We start from the raw sequence: 16,172 nt of genomic DNA on the forward strand, positions 1-16,172 counted from the left end.
CGTGGCGAGGATCACGTGTAGCCCCGCGGCGCGCGCCATCTGCGCCAGGCGCTGCACCGCGCCTTCGATGTCCTTGCCGGCCACCATCATCAGGTCGGCCATTTCGTCGACGATGATGACGATATAGGGCAGCGGATCGAGATCGAGCTTTTCTTCCTCGTAGATCGCCTTGCCGGTTTCCTTGTCGAAGCCGGTGTGCACGGTGCGCGTGAGTTCTTCGCCCTTGGCTCTCGCTTCGCCGAGGCGGGCATTGTAGCCATCGATGTTGCGCACTCCGAGCTTGGCCATCCGCTTGTAGCGTTCTTCCATCTCGCGCACCGCCCACTTCAGTGCGACGACGGCTTTCTTGGGATCGGTCACCACGGGCGTCAGCAGATGCGGAATGCCGTCATAGACCGAGAGTTCGAGCATTTTCGGATCGACCATGATCAAGCGGCACTGATCCGGCCGCAGCCGGTAGACCAGGCTGAGGATCATGGTGTTGATCGCGACCGATTTGCCCGAGCCGGTGGTGCCGGCGATCAGCATATGCGGGGTGCGGGCGAGATCGATGATGACGGGGTCGCCGCCGATGGTCTTGCCGAGGCAGAGCGGAAGCTTGGCGACGGATTCGGTCGCTTCCTTCGCGACCAGCAGTTCACGCAGATAAACCTTTTCGCGATGCGCATTGGGCAATTCGATGCCGATGGCGTTGCGGCCGGGTACGACCGCGACGCGCGCTGACAGCGCGCTCATCGAGCGGGCGATGTCATCGGCGAGCCCGATCACGCGCGATGACTTGATGCCGGGCGCAGGTTCGAGTTCGTAGAGCGTGACGACGGGACCGGGATTGGCCTTGACGATTTCGCCGCGGACACCGAAATCCCCGAGCACGCTTTCGAGCCTGCGCGAATTGGCTTCGAGCTCCGCTTTGGAGAGGGGGCGGCGATCGGTCGCCTTGGGTGCAGCGAGCAGCGACATCTCCGGGAAATCCCATTTTTCGGATCTCCTCGCCGGCGCTTTGGGCGCGGGCTTCCTGCGCGGCGCACGCGCGGCCGGCTCTTCTTCCTCGTCCTCTTCTTCCTCTTCGTATTCCTCGTCTTCGTCCTCGGGGGCGATGCTTGGCGCGGCACGGCCGCCGAGGTTGGGCTCGTGGCGATCGAAGGACGACGCTGCGCGCTGCTGATTCGAGCCGCTTGAAACCAGCGACCGATAGGCCGCACCCAAGAGCCAGGCGAGGCGCGCCTTCGTGCTCATCAAGGCATGGACCATCCAGCCGAGCGAGATCGAGCCGCCATCATCGTCTTCCGCCAGCGGCTCGTCGTCATCTTCCTCGAGGGCGGCACGCTCTTCGTCGCGCGGCTGCGAACCGATGCCGCTCGCAAACAGGAAGGTGACGACCATGGCTGCGCCGAGAAGAAGCCCGAGCACGAGGCTGTAGATGAAGCCGGGCGGCCCGAACGCGACCGCCGGCGCACGCACCAGCGCGTCACCGACCACGCCGCCGAGCCCGGTCGGCAGCGGCCAGGCGCCGCCATGCGGCCAGCAGCTGGCGAATCCCGCAGCGAGCACCGTGCACAACATCCAGCAGCCGAGCCGCAGTGCCTCGCGATCGAAACTGCGATGGGTCAGCATGCGCCAGCCCCACACTGCAACGGGGAGGATCAGCATGATGGCGCCAAGACCCAGAATCTGCATCAAGAGGTCGGCGCTGATCGCGCCGGTATAGCCGGCGATGTTGTGAATCGGACGCGACGTGGCGTGGCTGAAGCTCGGGTCCTGCACCGACCAGGTTGCCAGCGAAGCGGCGGCGCCGCCGGAAAGCGTCAAGAGGCCAAGGCCTGCGAGTTCGCGCAGACGCCGGATCAGCGCCTCGCGAATCGCGGCCGGTAACTGGCTCACCAGGGGAATGACGCGTTCGATTGCGGCCATGCTCTTCAGCCCAGAGTTTGAACCAGCCGGTGCAGCGCCTCGGCGGTCGTTTCGCTGCCGGCAACCAGCGCAAGACGGATGAATCCGGCGCCGGGGTTGCTGCCATCCGGTTGTTGTCGTGCGAGATAGCTGCCTGGAATCACGCGGACACCTGCATCACGATAGAGGGTGACGGTCGCTGCTTCATCGCCGCCTCTGCCTGCGACGTCGAGCCAGACGCAGAAGCCGCCGGCAGGACGGCGATAGCCGTAGCGATTACCCAGGATCTGATCGGCGAGATCGAACTTGATCCGGTAAAGCCGCCGGTTTTCCTCGACATGGGTTTCATCGCTGTAGGCGGCGGCGGCAACATACTGCACCGGGACCGGAACCTGCGGCGCGGCGACGTTGCGCAGTTCGTGGAATGCGCTGAGAAAGCGTTTGTCGCCCGCGGCAAAGCCGACGCGCATGCCGGGCAGGTTCGATCTCTTCGAGAGCGATTGAAATGCCACTACGTTGGCGAAATCATTGCCGGCGCATTCAAGCATGCTGCCGGGAGCCTCTTGCGTGTAGATTTCCGAATAGCATTCGTCGCTGAAAATAAGGAATCCAAAACGGTCGGCGAGTGTCTTCAGGCGGATGAAATAATCGCGGGACGCGACCGAGCCTTGCGGATTGGCGGGCGAGGCGATGTACATCGCCACCGTTCTCGCCAGCGTCGCTTCATCGAGCATGTCGAGGTCCGGCAGAAAGCCGTTGGCCACCGTGGCCGGCAGATAGATCGGCTCGCAGCCGGCCGCGCGGGCGCCCGCGCCATAGGCCGGGTAGAAGGGATTGGGCATCAGGATCGCGGGTTTTCCCTTGCGCTCGCCGACATAGCGAGCGGCCGCGATCGCTGCCAAAAACAGTCCTTCGCGGCTGCCACTGAGGACCAGAACTTCGCTTTCGGGATCGACCGGGCGGGGCAGGTTGAAGCGCCGCGACAACCAGCCGGACACAGCGCGCCGGAACGGCTCGATGCCCTTGGCGATCGGATAGCGGCCAAAATCGGCAATATGCTCGGCCAGGACGGGGCCGACGAAAGCCGGCACCGGGTGCTGCGGTTCGCCTAAAGACAGCGTTATCAAGGGTTTGGCGGGCTGGTAGGGGGCCAGCAATTCGGTCACCCGCAGGAAGGGCGAGCGTTCGCCTGCCTCGTTGCCGCCGTCCTGGGGCGCGCGGGATGATGCGGTTATGGCCATGCGTGTCGCGCCAACACTCTTTCAAGCCGCCGATCGCGGGTCGGGGCCGGTGGGAGAGGGATGAAGCCACCATAGATACGGCGAGGTTAAGACCCGATTAACCATCGGTGCCTCGATCCAACCCGGCATGCCAGCAGGACGGAGAAGAAAAAAGGGGCTCCAGCTTGCGCTGAAGCCCCTCAACGGTCGGAGCATTGCCGGGTATGTGCTCAAACCGTAGTTCTGGACGCTCCTTCCGGAGAAGGAACGGCCTCGGGAGAACTCACATGTTGTAGGCGCGTTCGGTGTGGTCGGTGAGGTCGAGACCCTCGCGTTCGTTTTCGATGTTGACGCGCAGGCCGACGATGACATCGACGATCTTGTAGAGCACCGCCGATCCGATGCCGGACCACACCAGGGTGGTGCAGACGCCCCAGGTCTGAGAGACCATCTGCGCACCGAATTCGTAGTCGGCGATCTTGCCGGTGACGTAATCCATGATGCCGGTGCCGCCGAGCGCGGGGTTGACCAGAATGCCGGTGCCGAGCGCACCGATGATTCCGCCGACGCAGTGCACGCCGAAGACATCGAGCGAGTCGTCGTAACCGAGCGCGTTTTTCACCGCGGTGACGAAGAACAGGCAGACCACGCCGACGATCAGGCCGAGCACGATCGCGCCCATCGGACCGGCATAGCCGGCCGCGGGCGTCACCGCGACGAGGCCCGCGACCGCGCCGGAGATCACGCCGAGCACGGAAGGATGGCCCTTGAGCATCCATTCGCAGAACATCCACGACAACGCCGCTGCCGCGGTTGCGACGAAAGAGTTGGTCATGGCGAGCGCGGCGCCGCCGGTCGCTTCGAGATTGGAGCCGGCGTTGAAACCGAACCAGCCGACCCAGAGCAACGAGGCGCCGATCATGGACATGGTCAGCGAGTGCGGCGCCATCAGATCCTTGCCGTAGCCGACGCGCTTGCCGACAATCAACGCGCCGACGAGGCCGGCGATACCGGCGTTGATGTGCACGACGGTGCCGCCGGCGAAGTCGATCGCGCCCTTCTTGTAGATCCAGCCGCCGTCGGCCATGACCTCGGCGAGCTTGGCCTTGGCCGCCGCGGTCTTCGCCGCGTCGCTACCTGCTGCCGCAACCGCTTTGACCGCATCCGAGATCGCGTCCGGTCCGGCCCAGTACCAGACCATGTGGGCGATCGGGAAATAGATCAGCGTGACCCAGAGCGGAATGAACAGCGCCACCGCCGAAAACTTCATGCGTTCGGCAAATGCGCCGACGATCAGCGCGGGTGTAATCGCCGCGAAGGTCATCTGGAAGCAGACGTAGACGAGTTCGGAGATATTTGCGTCGACGCTGAAGGTCGCGGCCTTGGAGTCCGGCGTGACGCCCGTCAGGAAGACTTTCGAAAGTCCGCCGAAGAAGTCATTGCCGCCGGTGAAGGCGAGGCTATAGCCATAGAGCGCCCAGAGCACGACGACGACACAGACCGTATAGAACACCTGCATCAGCACCGAGAGCATGTTCTTGGACCGAACAAGACCGCCATAAAACAGGGCGAGGCCCGGAATCGTCATCAACAGCACGAGCACCGTCGAGGTGAGCATCCAGGCATTGTCGCCCTTGTTGACGACAGGTTCGGCATAGGCAGCGTTCGCGGCAAACAGGCCGACGGCGAGAGCCGCCAATCCCGCGCTGATGGGACGCTTGAACGTCATTTCGTTTCACTCCTGATTGGAAAAAGAATGGCTCTCGCTAGAGCGCCGCAGCATCGGCCTCGCCGGTCCGGATTCGCACTGCATTTTCGAGATTGATGACGAAGATCTTGCCGTCGCCGATTTGGCCGGTCTTGGCGGCCGAGGTGATGGCCTCGATGGTCTTGTCGACCTGATCCGAGGCGATCGCGACCTCGATCTTGATCTTGGGCAGGAAGCTCACCGCATATTCGGCGCCGCGATAGATTTCGGTGTGACCCTTCTGCCGGCCATATCCCTTGACTTCGGTGACCGTCAGGCCGTGAACGCCGATGGCAGTCAAGGCATCGCGAACTTCTTCGAGCTTGAATGGCTTGATGATCGCCATAACGATTTTCATGGGTCTTATTCCCCGCTTGGACCCGGCACCAGGTGCCGAGCGATCTCGACTGAAATTCACCACGCAGAGAAGGGTCACGACGCGGGTACAGCCAAAGCCGGTAGAATCAAATGCCGTGCCAGTTCGGCCTCCGGCGGAAACGCTCTTTTAACGCCGTGATTATTGGCACCGGCCGTGCTGCCGTGGAACCAAGCAGCGACGCACCGCCTAAATGGTAGGCAGATCAGCTTACATATCGTGCAAGCGGGAGACCGCGAGCCAGCTATGCCCAGCCGGCAAGCAGGTTACCGGTAATATCGTAGAGCAGACTACTGCAGGGCTTCGCCGTGTTGGGAGATATCGAGCCCTTCCAGCTCCTGCTGCATTGAAACCCGCAAGGGAACAAAAAGGCTGACCAGCTTGAGCAGCCCATACGTTGCGACCGCGGTCCAAACCAGGGTGACCACCACGCCGTAAAGCTGGACTAGCAGCAAATGGGGCTCGCCCTCGAGCAGACCGGCACTGCCCCCGATGGAGGCGGTGGCAAATATTCCGGTGAGCAGGATTCCGGTCATGCCGCCGATGCCGTGAACGCCGAACACGTCGAGGGAATCGTCATAGCCCAAGCGGCGCTTCAGCCAGGTGCAGGCCCAGAAACAGACGAGACCCGCGATGATGCCGATCAGGATGCCGTGCCATGGCGCGACATAACCGGACGCCGGCGTGATCGTCCCGAGCCCTGCCACGGCCCCCGAAATCATGCCGAGCACCGATGGCTTGCGTTGGAACGACCATTCCAGCGCGCCCCAGGTCAGCGCGCCCGCGCAGGCGGCAAGATGCGTCGCGGTAATCGCCATCACGGCGTGCGAATTGGCGGCGAATGCCGATCCACCGTTGAAGCCGAACCAGCCGACCCAGAGCAGCCCGGTGCCGACAACAGCGAGTGAAAGATCGAACGGCGACAGATTCTCATTGCCATAGCCGTGGCGCCGGCCAAGCACCGTGGCGGAGACGAGGCCGCCGGTCCCGGCGCTGAGGTGAACGACGAGGCCGCCGGCAAAATCGAGCACGCCCGCGTTCGCCAGAAAGCCGCCGCCCCACACCCAATGCGCCAGCGGCACGTAGACCAGCACGAACCAGCCGGTCGAAAACAGCAGATAAGCCGAAAAGCGCATGCGATCGGCGACGGAGCCGGCAACCAGCGCGACCGTGATGACGGCGAAGGTCATCTGGTACAGCATGAAAAGGCACTCCGGAATCGTCTTGGCCGTTGGATGCACGCTGTCCATGCCCATGTCAGCGAGAAAGGCGCGCTGCAACGTCCCGAGCCAGGGACCGTCTCCCGCAAACACCAGCGAGTAGCCGAACGCAACCCAGAGGACGGAAATGAGAGCGACCGCCGCCAGGCTCTGCGCCATCGTCGCCAGTACGTTCTTCTTGCGCACCATGCCGGAGTAGAACAGCGCCAGTGCCGGGATCGTCATCATCAGCACGAGCGCGGTCGCGACGATCATCCAGGCCGTGTCGGCCGCATTGATATCCGATGTTGCAGCCAGCGATGGCGTGACCGGCAAAGCCACGGAAAGAAGAGTAATCGGCGCAGCCAGCTTCGCTGCGCGACACGAATGTGCCCCCATTGGTATACCCACCCCGATAGAATGTTGATTGCTAGTGCGGCTTTGACTCTGACATTCCTTCGAAAAGGTCGGTCGAGCCATTGAAACGAATGTCAGTGTCGCCACACCAGTCCCGGCGCCGTTGCCGGGATGTGATGAAGTTCGCGAGTTTTAGAGCGCGTCGCTGTCGGTCTCGCCGGTCCTGATCCGCAGCGCGTGGTCGATCGGAGTCACGAAAATCTTGCCATCGCCGATCTGCCCGGTGCGCGCGCTCGAGGTGATCACCTCGACCGCTTTATCGGCGATATCGGCGGAGACGGCGATCTCGATCCGAAGCTTCGGCAGGAAATTCACGACATATTCTGCGCCGCGATAGATTTCCGTATGGCCCTTCTGACGACCGTAACCCTTGACCTCGGTCACGGTCATGCCGTGGACGCCAATGGCGGTCAGCGCCTGCCGGACCTCGTCCAGCTTGAACGGTTTGATAATGGCAACAACAAGCTTCATGTTCAGGCCTTCATTTCCCGGATTGCGAAGGTCAGTCAAGCGGCAAAGGGGGCGGCAGCCCCTCCACACCATCACACCATAAATGGCGGTGTGGCCGAAAAACAATTGCGAAATTACGGCTTCGACCGATAGTTCCTGTTGCGGTGCCGGTCTCTCGTGCCACGGCCGTCTCGATTGGTCGCGAGAACGTCGTGTGGCGGCGCGTATCAGGGGGAAAAATGTCAAACCGGGCGTGGTTCTATGCGGATCGGGGGCAGCAGCAGGGCCCGTTTCCCGAGGCCCAATTCCGCGACTTCATCGTCAGAGGCATCGTTCGCGCCGACACGCTGGTGTGGACCGAAGGCATGGCCGGTTGGGAACGGGCCGGCGACATTCCCGGCTTCTTCTCTCCGGGCGCAAGGCCAGCTTCGATGCCCGGCGGAATGCAGGCAACGGCAAGCGGCGCCGGCGGCCCGCTCTCGATCGATTTCGAAATTCTGGAATTCGCCGGTCGGCTATTGGTATTTGTCCTCGCCTCGATCGTCATCGTGCCGGTGCCGTGGGTCGTCGTCAGCAATCTGAAGTGGCTCGCTTCGCGGACTCGCGTGCCCGGGCGGCCTGAGCTTGGCTTCACCGGCGAGCCGATGACCGTGATTTGGTATTATCTCGGTGCAGTGGCAGCCATCATTGCTCTTCATTTCATTGGCGGCCGGATTGCCAGCCTTCTCTCCTTCCTGGTCGAGGTCGGATTGGGGTGGGCGGCGCTGCGCTGGTTCATCGCCAATCTTTCCTCCCGGGGAGAGCCGTTGGGGCTCAGCTTCACCGGTCCGTACTGGACCTATCTCGGCTGGAGTTTCCTGGGTGCCCTGTCCACCATCACGATCGTCGGCTGGGCGTGGGTGTACACCGCGCAGACGCGCTGGATCTGCCGCAACATCGAAGGCACCCGCCGCGAGATCGTCTTCAAGGCGACCGGTCTGGAATATCTCTGGCGCACCCTCGTCACAGTCGTGGGATGCGCTTTCATCATCCCGATTCCCTGGGTGATACGCTGGATGCTGGGTTGGCTCGCCTCGCAGACAGTGCTCGTGGAACGAGGCGCCTATGCCGAAGGCTGAGACGGGTCGACCTTGCGCTCGCGCAGCGAGCCTTCCTGGGCCACGGACGCCACCAGCGTGCCGTCCTGTGTGAAGATCTCGCCGCGGGTCAGGCCGCGGCCGCCCAGCGCGCTCGGTGAATCCTGGGCGTAGAGCAGCCACTCGTCGGCGCGAAACGGCCGGTGAAACCACATCGCATGGTCGAGGCTCGCCGCCATCATGCGCTTGTCGAACAGCGTGCGGCCGTAGCGTGCCATAGCCGCGTCAAGCAGTGAGAAGTCGGATGCATAAGCGAGCGCGCACATGTGCAGCGCCGGATCATCCGGCAGCTTCGCGGCGGTGCGGATCCAGATGTGGATGCGTCCGTCCTCGATCTTCTGGCCGAAATAGCGGCCGAGCTCGACCGGCCGCAGCTCGATCGGACGATCGCTTTCATAATAGCGGCGGATGAATTCGGGCATGTCGCGGAACATCGGCTGCTTGGCCATTTCCTCCGCGGTGAGTTTTTCCGGTGGCGGCACGTCCGGCATCTTGTCCTGATGGTTGAAGGTGGTCGGCTCCTCGACATGGAACGACACCATGATCGAAAAGATCGCCTGCCCATGCTGGATCGCGGTGACCCGCCGCGTCGAATAGCTCTTGCCGTCGCGCAGCCGCTCGACCTCATAGATGATCGGAATCTGCGGGTCGCCCGGCAAGATGAAATAGCAATGCAGCGAGTGCGGTAGCCGTCCCTCGACGGTGCGGCACGCCGCGACCATGGCTTGCCCGATCACCTGACCGCCGAAAACCCGCTGCCAGCTGGTCTTCGGGCTTTTGCCGCGAAACATGTTCACCTCGATCGGTTCGAGATCGAGGATCGAGATCAGGTCGATCAGGCTTTTTGACATCGTGTGCTTTCCGGCGCCAATCCGGGGCGCTCGCATGCCGTGTGTGAACCCGGATGTGACGACTTCGCCTACCCTTGTTTATAGGCCCTGTTTCGCCCAGCTATAATAGGGTAGCAAGCTGGCTTCTACAGGTTCGCGTAGGGTTCAACATGTCGATACAGCGAGGCATTGTCATCGGCGGCGGCGCATTTGCGGGACTGGCGCTGGCGCTCGCGTTGCGTCAGGGGCTGGGGTCGGAACTGCCTGTCATCGTTGCTGATCCGGCGCTCGGCACGCGGCCGAGCCGTGATCCGCGAGCGACCGCCATCGTGGCGGCCTGCCGCCGGCTTTTCGAGACGATCGGGGTCTGGAACGAAATCGCCGAGGGCGCGCAGCCGATTCTCGACATGGTCGTCACCGATTCGAAATTGGACGACGCGACCCGGCCGACATTTCTGACATTTTCCGGACATGTCAAACCGGGCGAGCCTTTCGCGCACATGGTCGAGAATCGCCATTTGATCGATGCGCTGGTCCGGCACGCCACCGCGCAGGGCATCGATCTCCGCGCCCTCGCAGTGTCCGATTTCGCCGCCCGCGGCGATGGCCTCACCGTGACGTTATCGGACGGCAGCACCATCGAATCCAGCCTGCTGGTGGCCGCGGACGGTGCGCGCTCGAAACTGCGCGAGCGGGCCGGCATCGCCACCCATGGCTGGGACTACAATCAGTCCGGAATCGTCGTCACGGTCGCCCATGAACGCGATCACCAGGGGCGTGCCGAAGAGCATTTCCTTCCTGCCGGTCCCTTTGCGATCCTGCCATTGACCGGCAAGCGCTCGTCGCTGGTCTGGACTGAAAAACGTGCGGAGGCAGCCCGGATTGTCGCGCTCGGAGACGAAGAGTTTCACAGCGAGCTCGAGCGGCGGTTCGGCCTGCACCTTGGCGAGGTGAAGGCGCTCGACAAGCCACGCGCCTTTCCGCTGCAGTACTTTGTGGCGCGCTCGTTCATCGGTGAACGCCTGGCGCTTGTGGGCGATGCCGCGCATGTCATTCACCCCATTGCGGGCCAAGGGCTCAACATGGGTCTGAAGGACGTCGCCGCGCTGGCCGAGGTGATCGTGGATGCGGCAAGGCTTGGCATCGATCCCGGGCAGGCCGACGTGCTCGAGCGCTATCAGCGCTGGCGGCGGTTCGACACCATGGCGATGGGCTTTGCGACCAACTCGCTCAACTTCCTGTTCTCCAACGAATCGACGCTGCTGCGCACGGTGCGCGATATCGGTCTCGGCCTGGTCGATCGCGCGCCGCCGCTGAAGGGCCTGTTCATCCGTCAGGCCGCCGGACTTGCCGGCGAAGTTCCGCGGCTTTTGAAGGGCGAAGCGCTCTAGGGGCTGCGCCTGTCGTCGGCCTTGATAAAGCTCGCGACGGCATCGACCATCGTGGCGTCGAGCGCGCGCTCCGGCTGGTTGTAGGCCGCCATGTTGTCGGCCTCGTCGCTGACATCGTTCAGAACATGATTCATGTCCGGTACCCAGAGCGTTTTCGCCAGCGGCGAAGCAGCCGAGAGTGCCGCGAAATCCAGCCGCGCGACTTGCAAGTCACGGCCGCCGCCGACGATCAGGACCGGCTTGTCGATCGATTTGAGCGGCTCAATCGGATCGATAATGAAGGCCGAGGCGAGACTCGGCTGCATCGAAGGCGCGACGGAAAAGCCGCGCGGCGGCGGATCGACGGTCTGTCCGGCCATGATGCTGTCGATGGCTTTCAGGATCGGCTCCAGAACGTCGGGCGGAATTTGTTTTCGTTCAAGCTGCGCCTTCACGAGATCGCCCTGGCGGCGTGCCGCGGTGACGAGCAGCACAAGCCGATCGACCTGCACTTGTCGAGCGGCCAGGATTGCCACCAGGCCGCCCTCGCTGTGCCCGGCCACCACCACACGCGAGAATTTGCCGCTTTCGCGCAAGTAATTCACGAGCGCAACCGCGTCGTCGACATAGTCCTTGAAACGAAAATCCTCCGGCCGTCCGAATTCCGCTTTCCAGCCTCCTGCCCCGCGCTTGTCATAGCGCAGCGTTGCGATCTTGCGTTCGGCCAACTGCTCGGCGAGCTTCTTCAGCGTGGCCGGTTTTGCCTGCGGCCCGTTGCCGTCGCGGTCGGTCGAGCCGGAACCTGCGATCAACAACGCCACCGGCGGGCGGTCGACATCCGCCGGTACGCTCAAGACCGCGTCGAGATTGCCGACGCGAACGGATGTCTCGCCGGCGGATGCGTCCATGATCGTTCCGCAAAGACAGAGAAAGGCAAGGGCGGCGAGACGCCTGCGATTGCGCATGGCTCGTCGATTCTCCTTAGTCGATCTTCCGTGCTTCTTCAGGCAGCATGATCGGAATGCCGTCGCGGATGGGGTAAGCGAGCTTGGCCGCGCGCGAGATCAGTTCCTGGCGGCTTGCATCGTATTCAAGCGGACCCTTGGTCATCGGGCAGACCAGAATCTCCAGCAGTTTGGGGTCGACGGTGCCTTCGGAACGGTCGGGCAGGACGTTCATGTGCAATCTCCAGCCTCTTAGCATCTGCGGAGATCGGAATCAGATCTCCCGCGATTTGCGATCCCCTCTACCACACCGCGCCGAAACCTGTCGCGGTGTGGAACCGGAAAAGACCGCCTTTGGCGCCGAGCCGCAGAGAGTAAAGGAACTTCAAAGAGAACCGATCAATTGCAAGGAGAAGTGCTAGCCGAATTCCAACATTTCTTGAGTAAAACCCCTGCAGTGCCAACGGTCTGCAACTCGGGTGGGACAAGGATCGAAATGTTTGTAAATCGACGCAAGAGCGAGCGGCGGGTGTGCCGGAGCTTCGCAAAAATCCAGTTTGGGACGGGTACGCTGCCGCGCGACTGTACCATCACCGATATTTCGTCTGGCGGCGTGAAGGTCATCGCCGAGCACCTCGACGTTCCCAGCGAATTCACCATCATCATGTCCGAAGGCCGGCCGCGCCAGTGCCGCCTGGCATGGCGGATCGGCTACGAATTCGGCGCCCAGTTCATGGACTGACTGGGGCAGGGCGGCCCTTTGCGCACCGAAAGCCCATCGGCTTAACCGGTCTTTAGGGTTAAGCGGCGTACACTTCTGAGGCGAGTGCCGCTGTTTGAAATTTTCCTCGTCCCCGGCCGGTGGGCCGGGCCGGAGGCTTTCAAGCGGAGGAGTTCAAGCTTTCAGAGTTTCAGACATGTATCCGTCGCTGCCCCGGCCGCTCGGCTTTTTGAGATTTCGCGCGGTGACAGCAGTGTCGGCCCTGCTCATTCTGGGGCTTTGCGGCTGCCAGACCGACGGACTGTCCGACGTTACGGGATCCCTCGGGGACAAGGCCGAGAAGACGTCCCCCGCCCAAAGCCTTGAGGTCGCCCGCGACCGCTATCGCTCCCATCCCGAAGACGCCTCGGCGGCCTTGAACTATGGCAAGGCGCTGCGCGCCACCGGCCAGCGTTCGCAGGCGGTCGCCATGCTGGAGCAGGCAACGATTGCGCATCCCGGCGACAAGGCCTTGATGGCAGGTTTTGGCCGGGCGCTTGCCGATAACGGCAACTTTCAGCAGGCCCTTGAAGTTCTGGGTCGCGCGCATTCACCCGATGATCCCGACTGGCGGATCCTGTCGGCGCAAGGTGCGGTGCTCGACCAACTCGGTCGCGGCGAGGAAGCGCGGCAATATTATGCGAGCGCGCTGCGCATCGTGCCGGACGAACCCTCGGTGTTGTCCAACCTCGCGCTGTCCTACGTTCTGTCCAAGGATCTTGCGAAAGCGGAAGAAACCTTGCGCCGAGCCAACAGCCGGCCTGATGCCGACCAGCGCGTCAAGCTGAACCTTGCCCTGGTCGTGGGCTTGCGCGGCAATATGGCCGAGGCCGAAAGCCTCGCCAAAGAGGGGCGGCCTCCGGAGGAAGCGGCGGCCAACGTCGCCTATCTGAAGCGGATGTTGTCGAAGCAGGCGGCCGCCAAACCGGCCGCCGCCGTCACGGCGCGGCCCGAGCGCGCCGCCGACTAGGCTCCGGCGCGCAGCTTCTTGATCAGCGGAGCAAACAGCGAGCCTTTCGGCTGCTTCGGCTCGCCCCGGCCATTGAGCTGGTTCGCCATCCGCACGAACGTCTTGCTGATGCGATGTCCGGCGGAAATTTCGGCGATCATCTGGCCGTTATTGGCTGCGGTGCCGAACATCTTGGGATCGAACGGAATCGATGCCAGCGGCGGGCCTTCGATCGCCTTGGCGAATTCGCGCGGGCTGATCTCCGGCCGCTTCGACATGCCGACCTGATTGAGACAATACAGCGGCGGCCGGTCGTTGGGGCGCGCCGTCTTGAGCAGGCTGAGCATGTTCTTGGCGTTGCGCAGGTTGGCGAGATCAGGTTCGGCGACGATCAGGATGTCGTCGGCCCCGACCAGCGCGCGGCGTGTCCAGCCCGACCATTGGTGCGGAATATCGAGCACGATCACCGGCGTCGTCAGGCGCAAGGTATCGAAAATCGCGTCAAAAGCGTCGGCGCCGAAATCATAGACGCGGTCGAGCGCCGCAGGCGCCGCAAGCAGGCTGAGATGGTCGTTGCACTTCGACAGCAACCGTTCGATGAACGCGCTGTCGGGCCGTTCGTTGGCGAAGACTGCGTTGGCGATGCCCTGCAAGGGATCCTTGTTGTAGTCGAGGCTGGCGGTACCGAACGCCATGTCGAGATCGATGACGACCGAATCCAGCGCCAGGTCGCGCGCAATCGCCCACGCCACGTTGTGCGCGATGGTGGAAGCGCCGACGCCCCCCTTGGCGCCGACGACGGCGATCATGCGCCCGACGGGCGTATCCTCGGAAGCCGAGAACAGACCGCAAATGGCGCGGACGACGTCGAGCGTCTCGACCGGCCCGATCACGTAGTCGCTGACGCCGCGACGCACCAGCTCACGGTAGGGCGCTGCGTCTTCGTCACTGCCGATCACCACCACGCGCGTTCCCGCGTCGCAGACGGAGGCGAGTTCGTCGAGACCGGCCAGAATATCTTCGCCACCCTTGGTCTCGAGAATGATCACGTTCGGCGTCGGCACGCTATGATAGGTCTCGATCGCGGCTGCCATGCCGCCCATCTTGAGCGTGAGATGCGCTTTGGCGAGGCGTCGATCGAGGCCGGCCGACTGCACCGCATCGGCGGTCGTGCTTCTCTCGCAGAAAGCCTGCACCGAAACCCGGGGCGCCGGTGCGATGTAGTCGTCGCTCAGCGGCGGCAGAGCATCGAGATGATCAGAATCGTTACGCGAATGAATCATTTGCCGGCATCGCTGAGTTTGGCTTTATCGCCTTCGGGATAATCGGTCGCAGTGGTCGCACCCTTGCGGTATTTGTCAAAGCCCTCGGTGCGACGCACGGTATAGGATGGAGTTTCGGGACGCGGCTGTACGAGGTCGGAGGGGTTTGCCACCATCGCGGCCATGTTGCGCTGATAGGCGCAGCCGAAATTGTAGTACGACTTGTTCTCGAAGTAGGTCGGGTCCTTGATCGAGGGGCCGACATCCTCGGGCCACAGACCGCACGGACCTGCCACAGCCGTCATCCTCGGATAGGTCAGGCGAACAGTCGCAAGGGTCCGCATGTCGTAAGGGGTATAGTGCCGCAGCTTGATGGCGCCCGCCGGCACCCCGCCGGCTTCGAGCGTCGCCTTGGCTTCGTGCGCTGCGCTTTCGGCTGCCCGCGCATTGGACGTGTTGACCGGAACGTCCACGATGATGCCGCCGGTGCCGTCAGCGACCCACGCCCGCGCCAGTCCCTGGACATCGGCGCGCTGGGCGCTCGACAGTCCGCCGCGTGCATGGCCGACAAACAGCACGACTGAGCGATCGGCTTCCTGGATCGCGATCGGGTGCCGCAGGCGGTAGTCGTCCGGAGCGTTTGCACCGATCGGCGTTGCGACGCTGCCGGTGGTTTCGGTGCAGGCCCCGAGCGCGACTGAAAGCCCGAGCATCGCGCCAGCCAGCGTCGCCCATTTGAAGTTATCGCGAACAAGCGACGTTTCGTTTGTCATGCTGCTGCCCCCAACCCGCCGTGCCTCAGTCGATGATGAAGCCAAAATTGGCCTGATAACTTCCGACTTGTTCGACCCGCGCCGGTACGCCGTAGATGCGGGCAATCTGGCCGAACAAGGCCGATTGGGCGTCGGACGCCGGCGCAAACCCGTCGTCGGGTCGCGACAGTTCCTTCTGGGCCACAGCGCGCACGACATAGGGCGTGACGATGACCATCAGTTCGGTCTGGTTCTTGACGAAGTCCTGGCTGCGGAACAGTTGGCCGAACAGCGGAATCTGATCGACGCCCGGCATGCCGTTGATGGCTTGCTTGGTCTGTTCCTGGATAAGCCCGGCCATTGCCAGCGAGCCGCCTGACGGAATTTCCACCGTCGTTTCGGCGCGGCGAGTCTTGATCGAGGGAATCGTGGTCCCGCCCGCGCCACCCTGCAAGGCGTTCTCCAGCGAGACTTCGGATACTTCCGTCATGACGCGGAGGCTGATCTTGCCTTCGGTCATCACGACCGGCGTGAAATTGAGCGAGATGCCGAATTTCTTGAAGCTCACCGTCTGCACGCAATTTCCGATGGCGCCACCGGTCGTCGTCTGACAGGTAACACCGGTTGGAATCGGAAATTCACCGCCTGAAATGAACGTCGCCGATTCCCCGGAGATCGCACTCAGGTTCGGCTCGGCCAGGGTGTGCACGACGCCCGCGCTTTCCATCGCGCGCAGGGTCGCCGTAACGGTCGGCAATCCCGCCTTGTTGAGGGCGGAAGCCGCCAAGCCGTTGGTCGACACCAGCGGCCCGCTATTGGCCGTGAACTGGTTCGTATTATTGAAGTTCACGACGGCGGTGCCGTAATTCA

16 protein-coding genes are annotated in these 16,172 nt (G+C 63.1%); 4 read left to right on the forward strand and 12 right to left on the reverse strand.

Going from position 1 to position 16,172, the window contains the following annotated elements; all coding sequences use genetic code 11:
- From VFL62_RS03200 to VFL62_RS03225, 6 genes are all read right to left on the reverse strand, one after another.
- A partial coding sequence (locus tag VFL62_RS03200; RefSeq protein ID WP_325170933.1) for a DNA translocase FtsK occupies positions 1-1,911 on the reverse strand: 1,911 nt, incomplete at its 3' end.
- 5 nt (positions 1,912-1,916) lie between these two features.
- Positions 1,917-3,131, reverse strand: coding sequence for an aminotransferase class I/II-fold pyridoxal phosphate-dependent enzyme (locus tag VFL62_RS03205; protein WP_325170934.1), 1,215 nt, complete (start codon positions 3,129-3,131; stop codon positions 1,917-1,919).
- 262 nt (positions 3,132-3,393) lie between these two features.
- Positions 3,394-4,839 (reverse strand): ammonium transporter, encoded by a 1,446-nt coding sequence (locus VFL62_RS03210; RefSeq protein ID WP_325170935.1) that lies wholly within the window; start codon positions 4,837-4,839, stop codon positions 3,394-3,396.
- Between the two features lie 37 nt (positions 4,840-4,876).
- Positions 4,877-5,215 carry a P-II family nitrogen regulator gene (locus VFL62_RS03215; RefSeq protein WP_325170936.1) on the reverse strand — a complete coding sequence of 113 codons (339 nt, stop codon included), beginning with the start codon at positions 5,213-5,215 and terminating at the stop codon, positions 4,877-4,879.
- Between the two features lie 308 nt (positions 5,216-5,523).
- Positions 5,524-6,831: an ammonium transporter gene (locus VFL62_RS03220; protein WP_325170937.1), complete on the reverse strand. Its 1,308-nt coding sequence runs from the start codon at positions 6,829-6,831 to the stop codon at positions 5,524-5,526.
- 150 nt (positions 6,832-6,981) lie between these two features.
- Positions 6,982-7,320, reverse strand: a complete 339-nt coding sequence (locus tag VFL62_RS03225) for a P-II family nitrogen regulator (protein ID WP_325170938.1) — start codon at positions 7,318-7,320, stop codon at positions 6,982-6,984.
- A 218-nt stretch (positions 7,321-7,538) separates the two neighbouring features.
- On the opposite strand from VFL62_RS03225, the gene VFL62_RS03230 reads away from it, so the two are divergent.
- Complete coding sequence (locus VFL62_RS03230) at positions 7,539-8,417, forward strand: DUF4339 domain-containing protein (protein WP_325170939.1); 879 nt, start codon at positions 7,539-7,541, stop codon at positions 8,415-8,417.
- Here VFL62_RS03230 and tesB read toward each other — a convergent pair.
- Positions 8,402-9,286, reverse strand: a complete 885-nt coding sequence (tesB, locus tag VFL62_RS03235; protein ID WP_325170940.1) for an acyl-CoA thioesterase II — start codon at positions 9,284-9,286, stop codon at positions 8,402-8,404. The genes VFL62_RS03230 and tesB overlap by 16 nt on opposite strands.
- A 149-nt stretch (positions 9,287-9,435) precedes the next feature.
- Here tesB and VFL62_RS03240 point away from each other — a divergent pair, with 149 nt between their 5' ends.
- On the forward strand, positions 9,436-10,656 hold the full coding sequence (locus VFL62_RS03240; protein ID WP_325170941.1) for a ubiquinone biosynthesis hydroxylase: 1,221 nt from the start codon (positions 9,436-9,438) through the stop codon (positions 10,654-10,656).
- On the opposite strand, the gene VFL62_RS03245 is transcribed toward VFL62_RS03240, so the two are convergent.
- Positions 10,653-11,543: an alpha/beta hydrolase gene (locus tag VFL62_RS03245; RefSeq protein ID WP_325170942.1), complete on the reverse strand. Its 891-nt coding sequence runs from the start codon at positions 11,541-11,543 to the stop codon at positions 10,653-10,655. The genes VFL62_RS03240 and VFL62_RS03245 overlap by 4 nt on opposite strands.
- Before the next feature lie 73 nt (positions 11,544-11,616).
- Positions 11,617-11,814, reverse strand: a complete 198-nt coding sequence (locus tag VFL62_RS03250; RefSeq protein ID WP_325170943.1) for a Trm112 family protein — start codon at positions 11,812-11,814, stop codon at positions 11,617-11,619.
- A 261-nt stretch (positions 11,815-12,075) separates the two neighbouring features.
- Between VFL62_RS03250 and VFL62_RS03255 the strand changes: the two genes are divergently transcribed.
- A complete protein-coding gene (locus VFL62_RS03255; RefSeq protein ID WP_325170944.1) occupies positions 12,076-12,321 on the forward strand; it encodes a PilZ domain-containing protein in 246 nt (81 codons plus the stop codon).
- A gap of 175 nt (positions 12,322-12,496) precedes the next feature.
- Positions 12,497-13,309 carry a tetratricopeptide repeat protein gene (locus tag VFL62_RS03260; RefSeq protein WP_325170945.1) on the forward strand — a complete coding sequence of 271 codons (813 nt, stop codon included), beginning with the start codon at positions 12,497-12,499 and terminating at the stop codon, positions 13,307-13,309.
- Here VFL62_RS03260 and VFL62_RS03265 read toward each other — a convergent pair.
- From VFL62_RS03265 to VFL62_RS03275, 3 genes are all read right to left on the reverse strand, one after another.
- Positions 13,306-14,571, reverse strand: coding sequence for an AAA family ATPase (locus VFL62_RS03265; protein ID WP_325170946.1), 1,266 nt, complete (start codon positions 14,569-14,571; stop codon positions 13,306-13,308). The two genes, VFL62_RS03260 and VFL62_RS03265, sit on opposite strands and share 4 nt — an antisense overlap.
- A complete protein-coding gene (locus VFL62_RS03270; protein WP_325170947.1) occupies positions 14,568-15,323 on the reverse strand; it encodes a CpaD family pilus assembly protein in 756 nt (251 codons plus the stop codon). Before VFL62_RS03270 ends, VFL62_RS03265 begins: the two co-directional genes overlap by 4 nt.
- A 25-nt stretch (positions 15,324-15,348) precedes the next feature.
- Positions 15,349-16,172: type II and III secretion system protein family protein (locus tag VFL62_RS03275; protein WP_414644587.1), on the reverse strand; the 824-nt coding region annotated here is incomplete at its 5' end.

The organism is Bradyrhizobium sp. (assembly GCF_035701725.1).
In the GTDB taxonomy this organism is placed as follows: domain Bacteria; phylum Pseudomonadota; class Alphaproteobacteria; order Rhizobiales; family Xanthobacteraceae; genus Bradyrhizobium.

What these genes read in the sequence shown, in the direction of transcription:
- VFL62_RS03230 (WP_325170939.1), top strand. Translation starts at nt 7,539, where the DNA reads ATGTCAAACCGGGCGTGGTTCTATGCGGATCGGGGGCAGCAGCAGGGC.
- VFL62_RS03265 (WP_325170946.1), bottom strand. Translation starts at nt 14,571, where the DNA reads ATGATTCATTCGCGTAACGATTCTGATCATCTCGATGCTCTGCCGCCG.
- VFL62_RS03270 (WP_325170947.1), bottom strand. Translation starts at nt 15,323, where the DNA reads ATGACAAACGAAACGTCGCTTGTTCGCGATAACTTCAAATGGGCGACG.
- VFL62_RS03240 (WP_325170941.1), top strand. Translation starts at nt 9,436, where the DNA reads ATGTCGATACAGCGAGGCATTGTCATCGGCGGCGGCGCATTTGCGGGA.
- VFL62_RS03260 (WP_325170945.1), top strand. Translation starts at nt 12,497, where the DNA reads ATGTATCCGTCGCTGCCCCGGCCGCTCGGCTTTTTGAGATTTCGCGCG.
- VFL62_RS03255 (WP_325170944.1), top strand. Translation starts at nt 12,076, where the DNA reads ATGTTTGTAAATCGACGCAAGAGCGAGCGGCGGGTGTGCCGGAGCTTC.
- VFL62_RS03215 (WP_325170936.1), bottom strand. Translation starts at nt 5,215, where the DNA reads ATGAAAATCGTTATGGCGATCATCAAGCCATTCAAGCTCGAAGAAGTT.
- tesB (WP_325170940.1), bottom strand. Translation starts at nt 9,286, where the DNA reads ATGTCAAAAAGCCTGATCGACCTGATCTCGATCCTCGATCTCGAACCG.
- VFL62_RS03250 (WP_325170943.1), bottom strand. Translation starts at nt 11,814, where the DNA reads ATGAACGTCCTGCCCGACCGTTCCGAAGGCACCGTCGACCCCAAACTG.
- VFL62_RS03225 (WP_325170938.1), bottom strand. Translation starts at nt 7,320, where the DNA reads ATGAAGCTTGTTGTTGCCATTATCAAACCGTTCAAGCTGGACGAGGTC.
- VFL62_RS03245 (WP_325170942.1), bottom strand. Translation starts at nt 11,543, where the DNA reads ATGGACGCATCCGCCGGCGAGACATCCGTTCGCGTCGGCAATCTCGAC.
- VFL62_RS03220 (WP_325170937.1), bottom strand. Translation starts at nt 6,831, where the DNA reads ATGGGGGCACATTCGTGTCGCGCAGCGAAGCTGGCTGCGCCGATTACT.
- VFL62_RS03205 (WP_325170934.1), bottom strand. Translation starts at nt 3,131, where the DNA reads ATGGCCATAACCGCATCATCCCGCGCGCCCCAGGACGGCGGCAACGAG.
- VFL62_RS03210 (WP_325170935.1), bottom strand. Translation starts at nt 4,839, where the DNA reads ATGACGTTCAAGCGTCCCATCAGCGCGGGATTGGCGGCTCTCGCCGTC.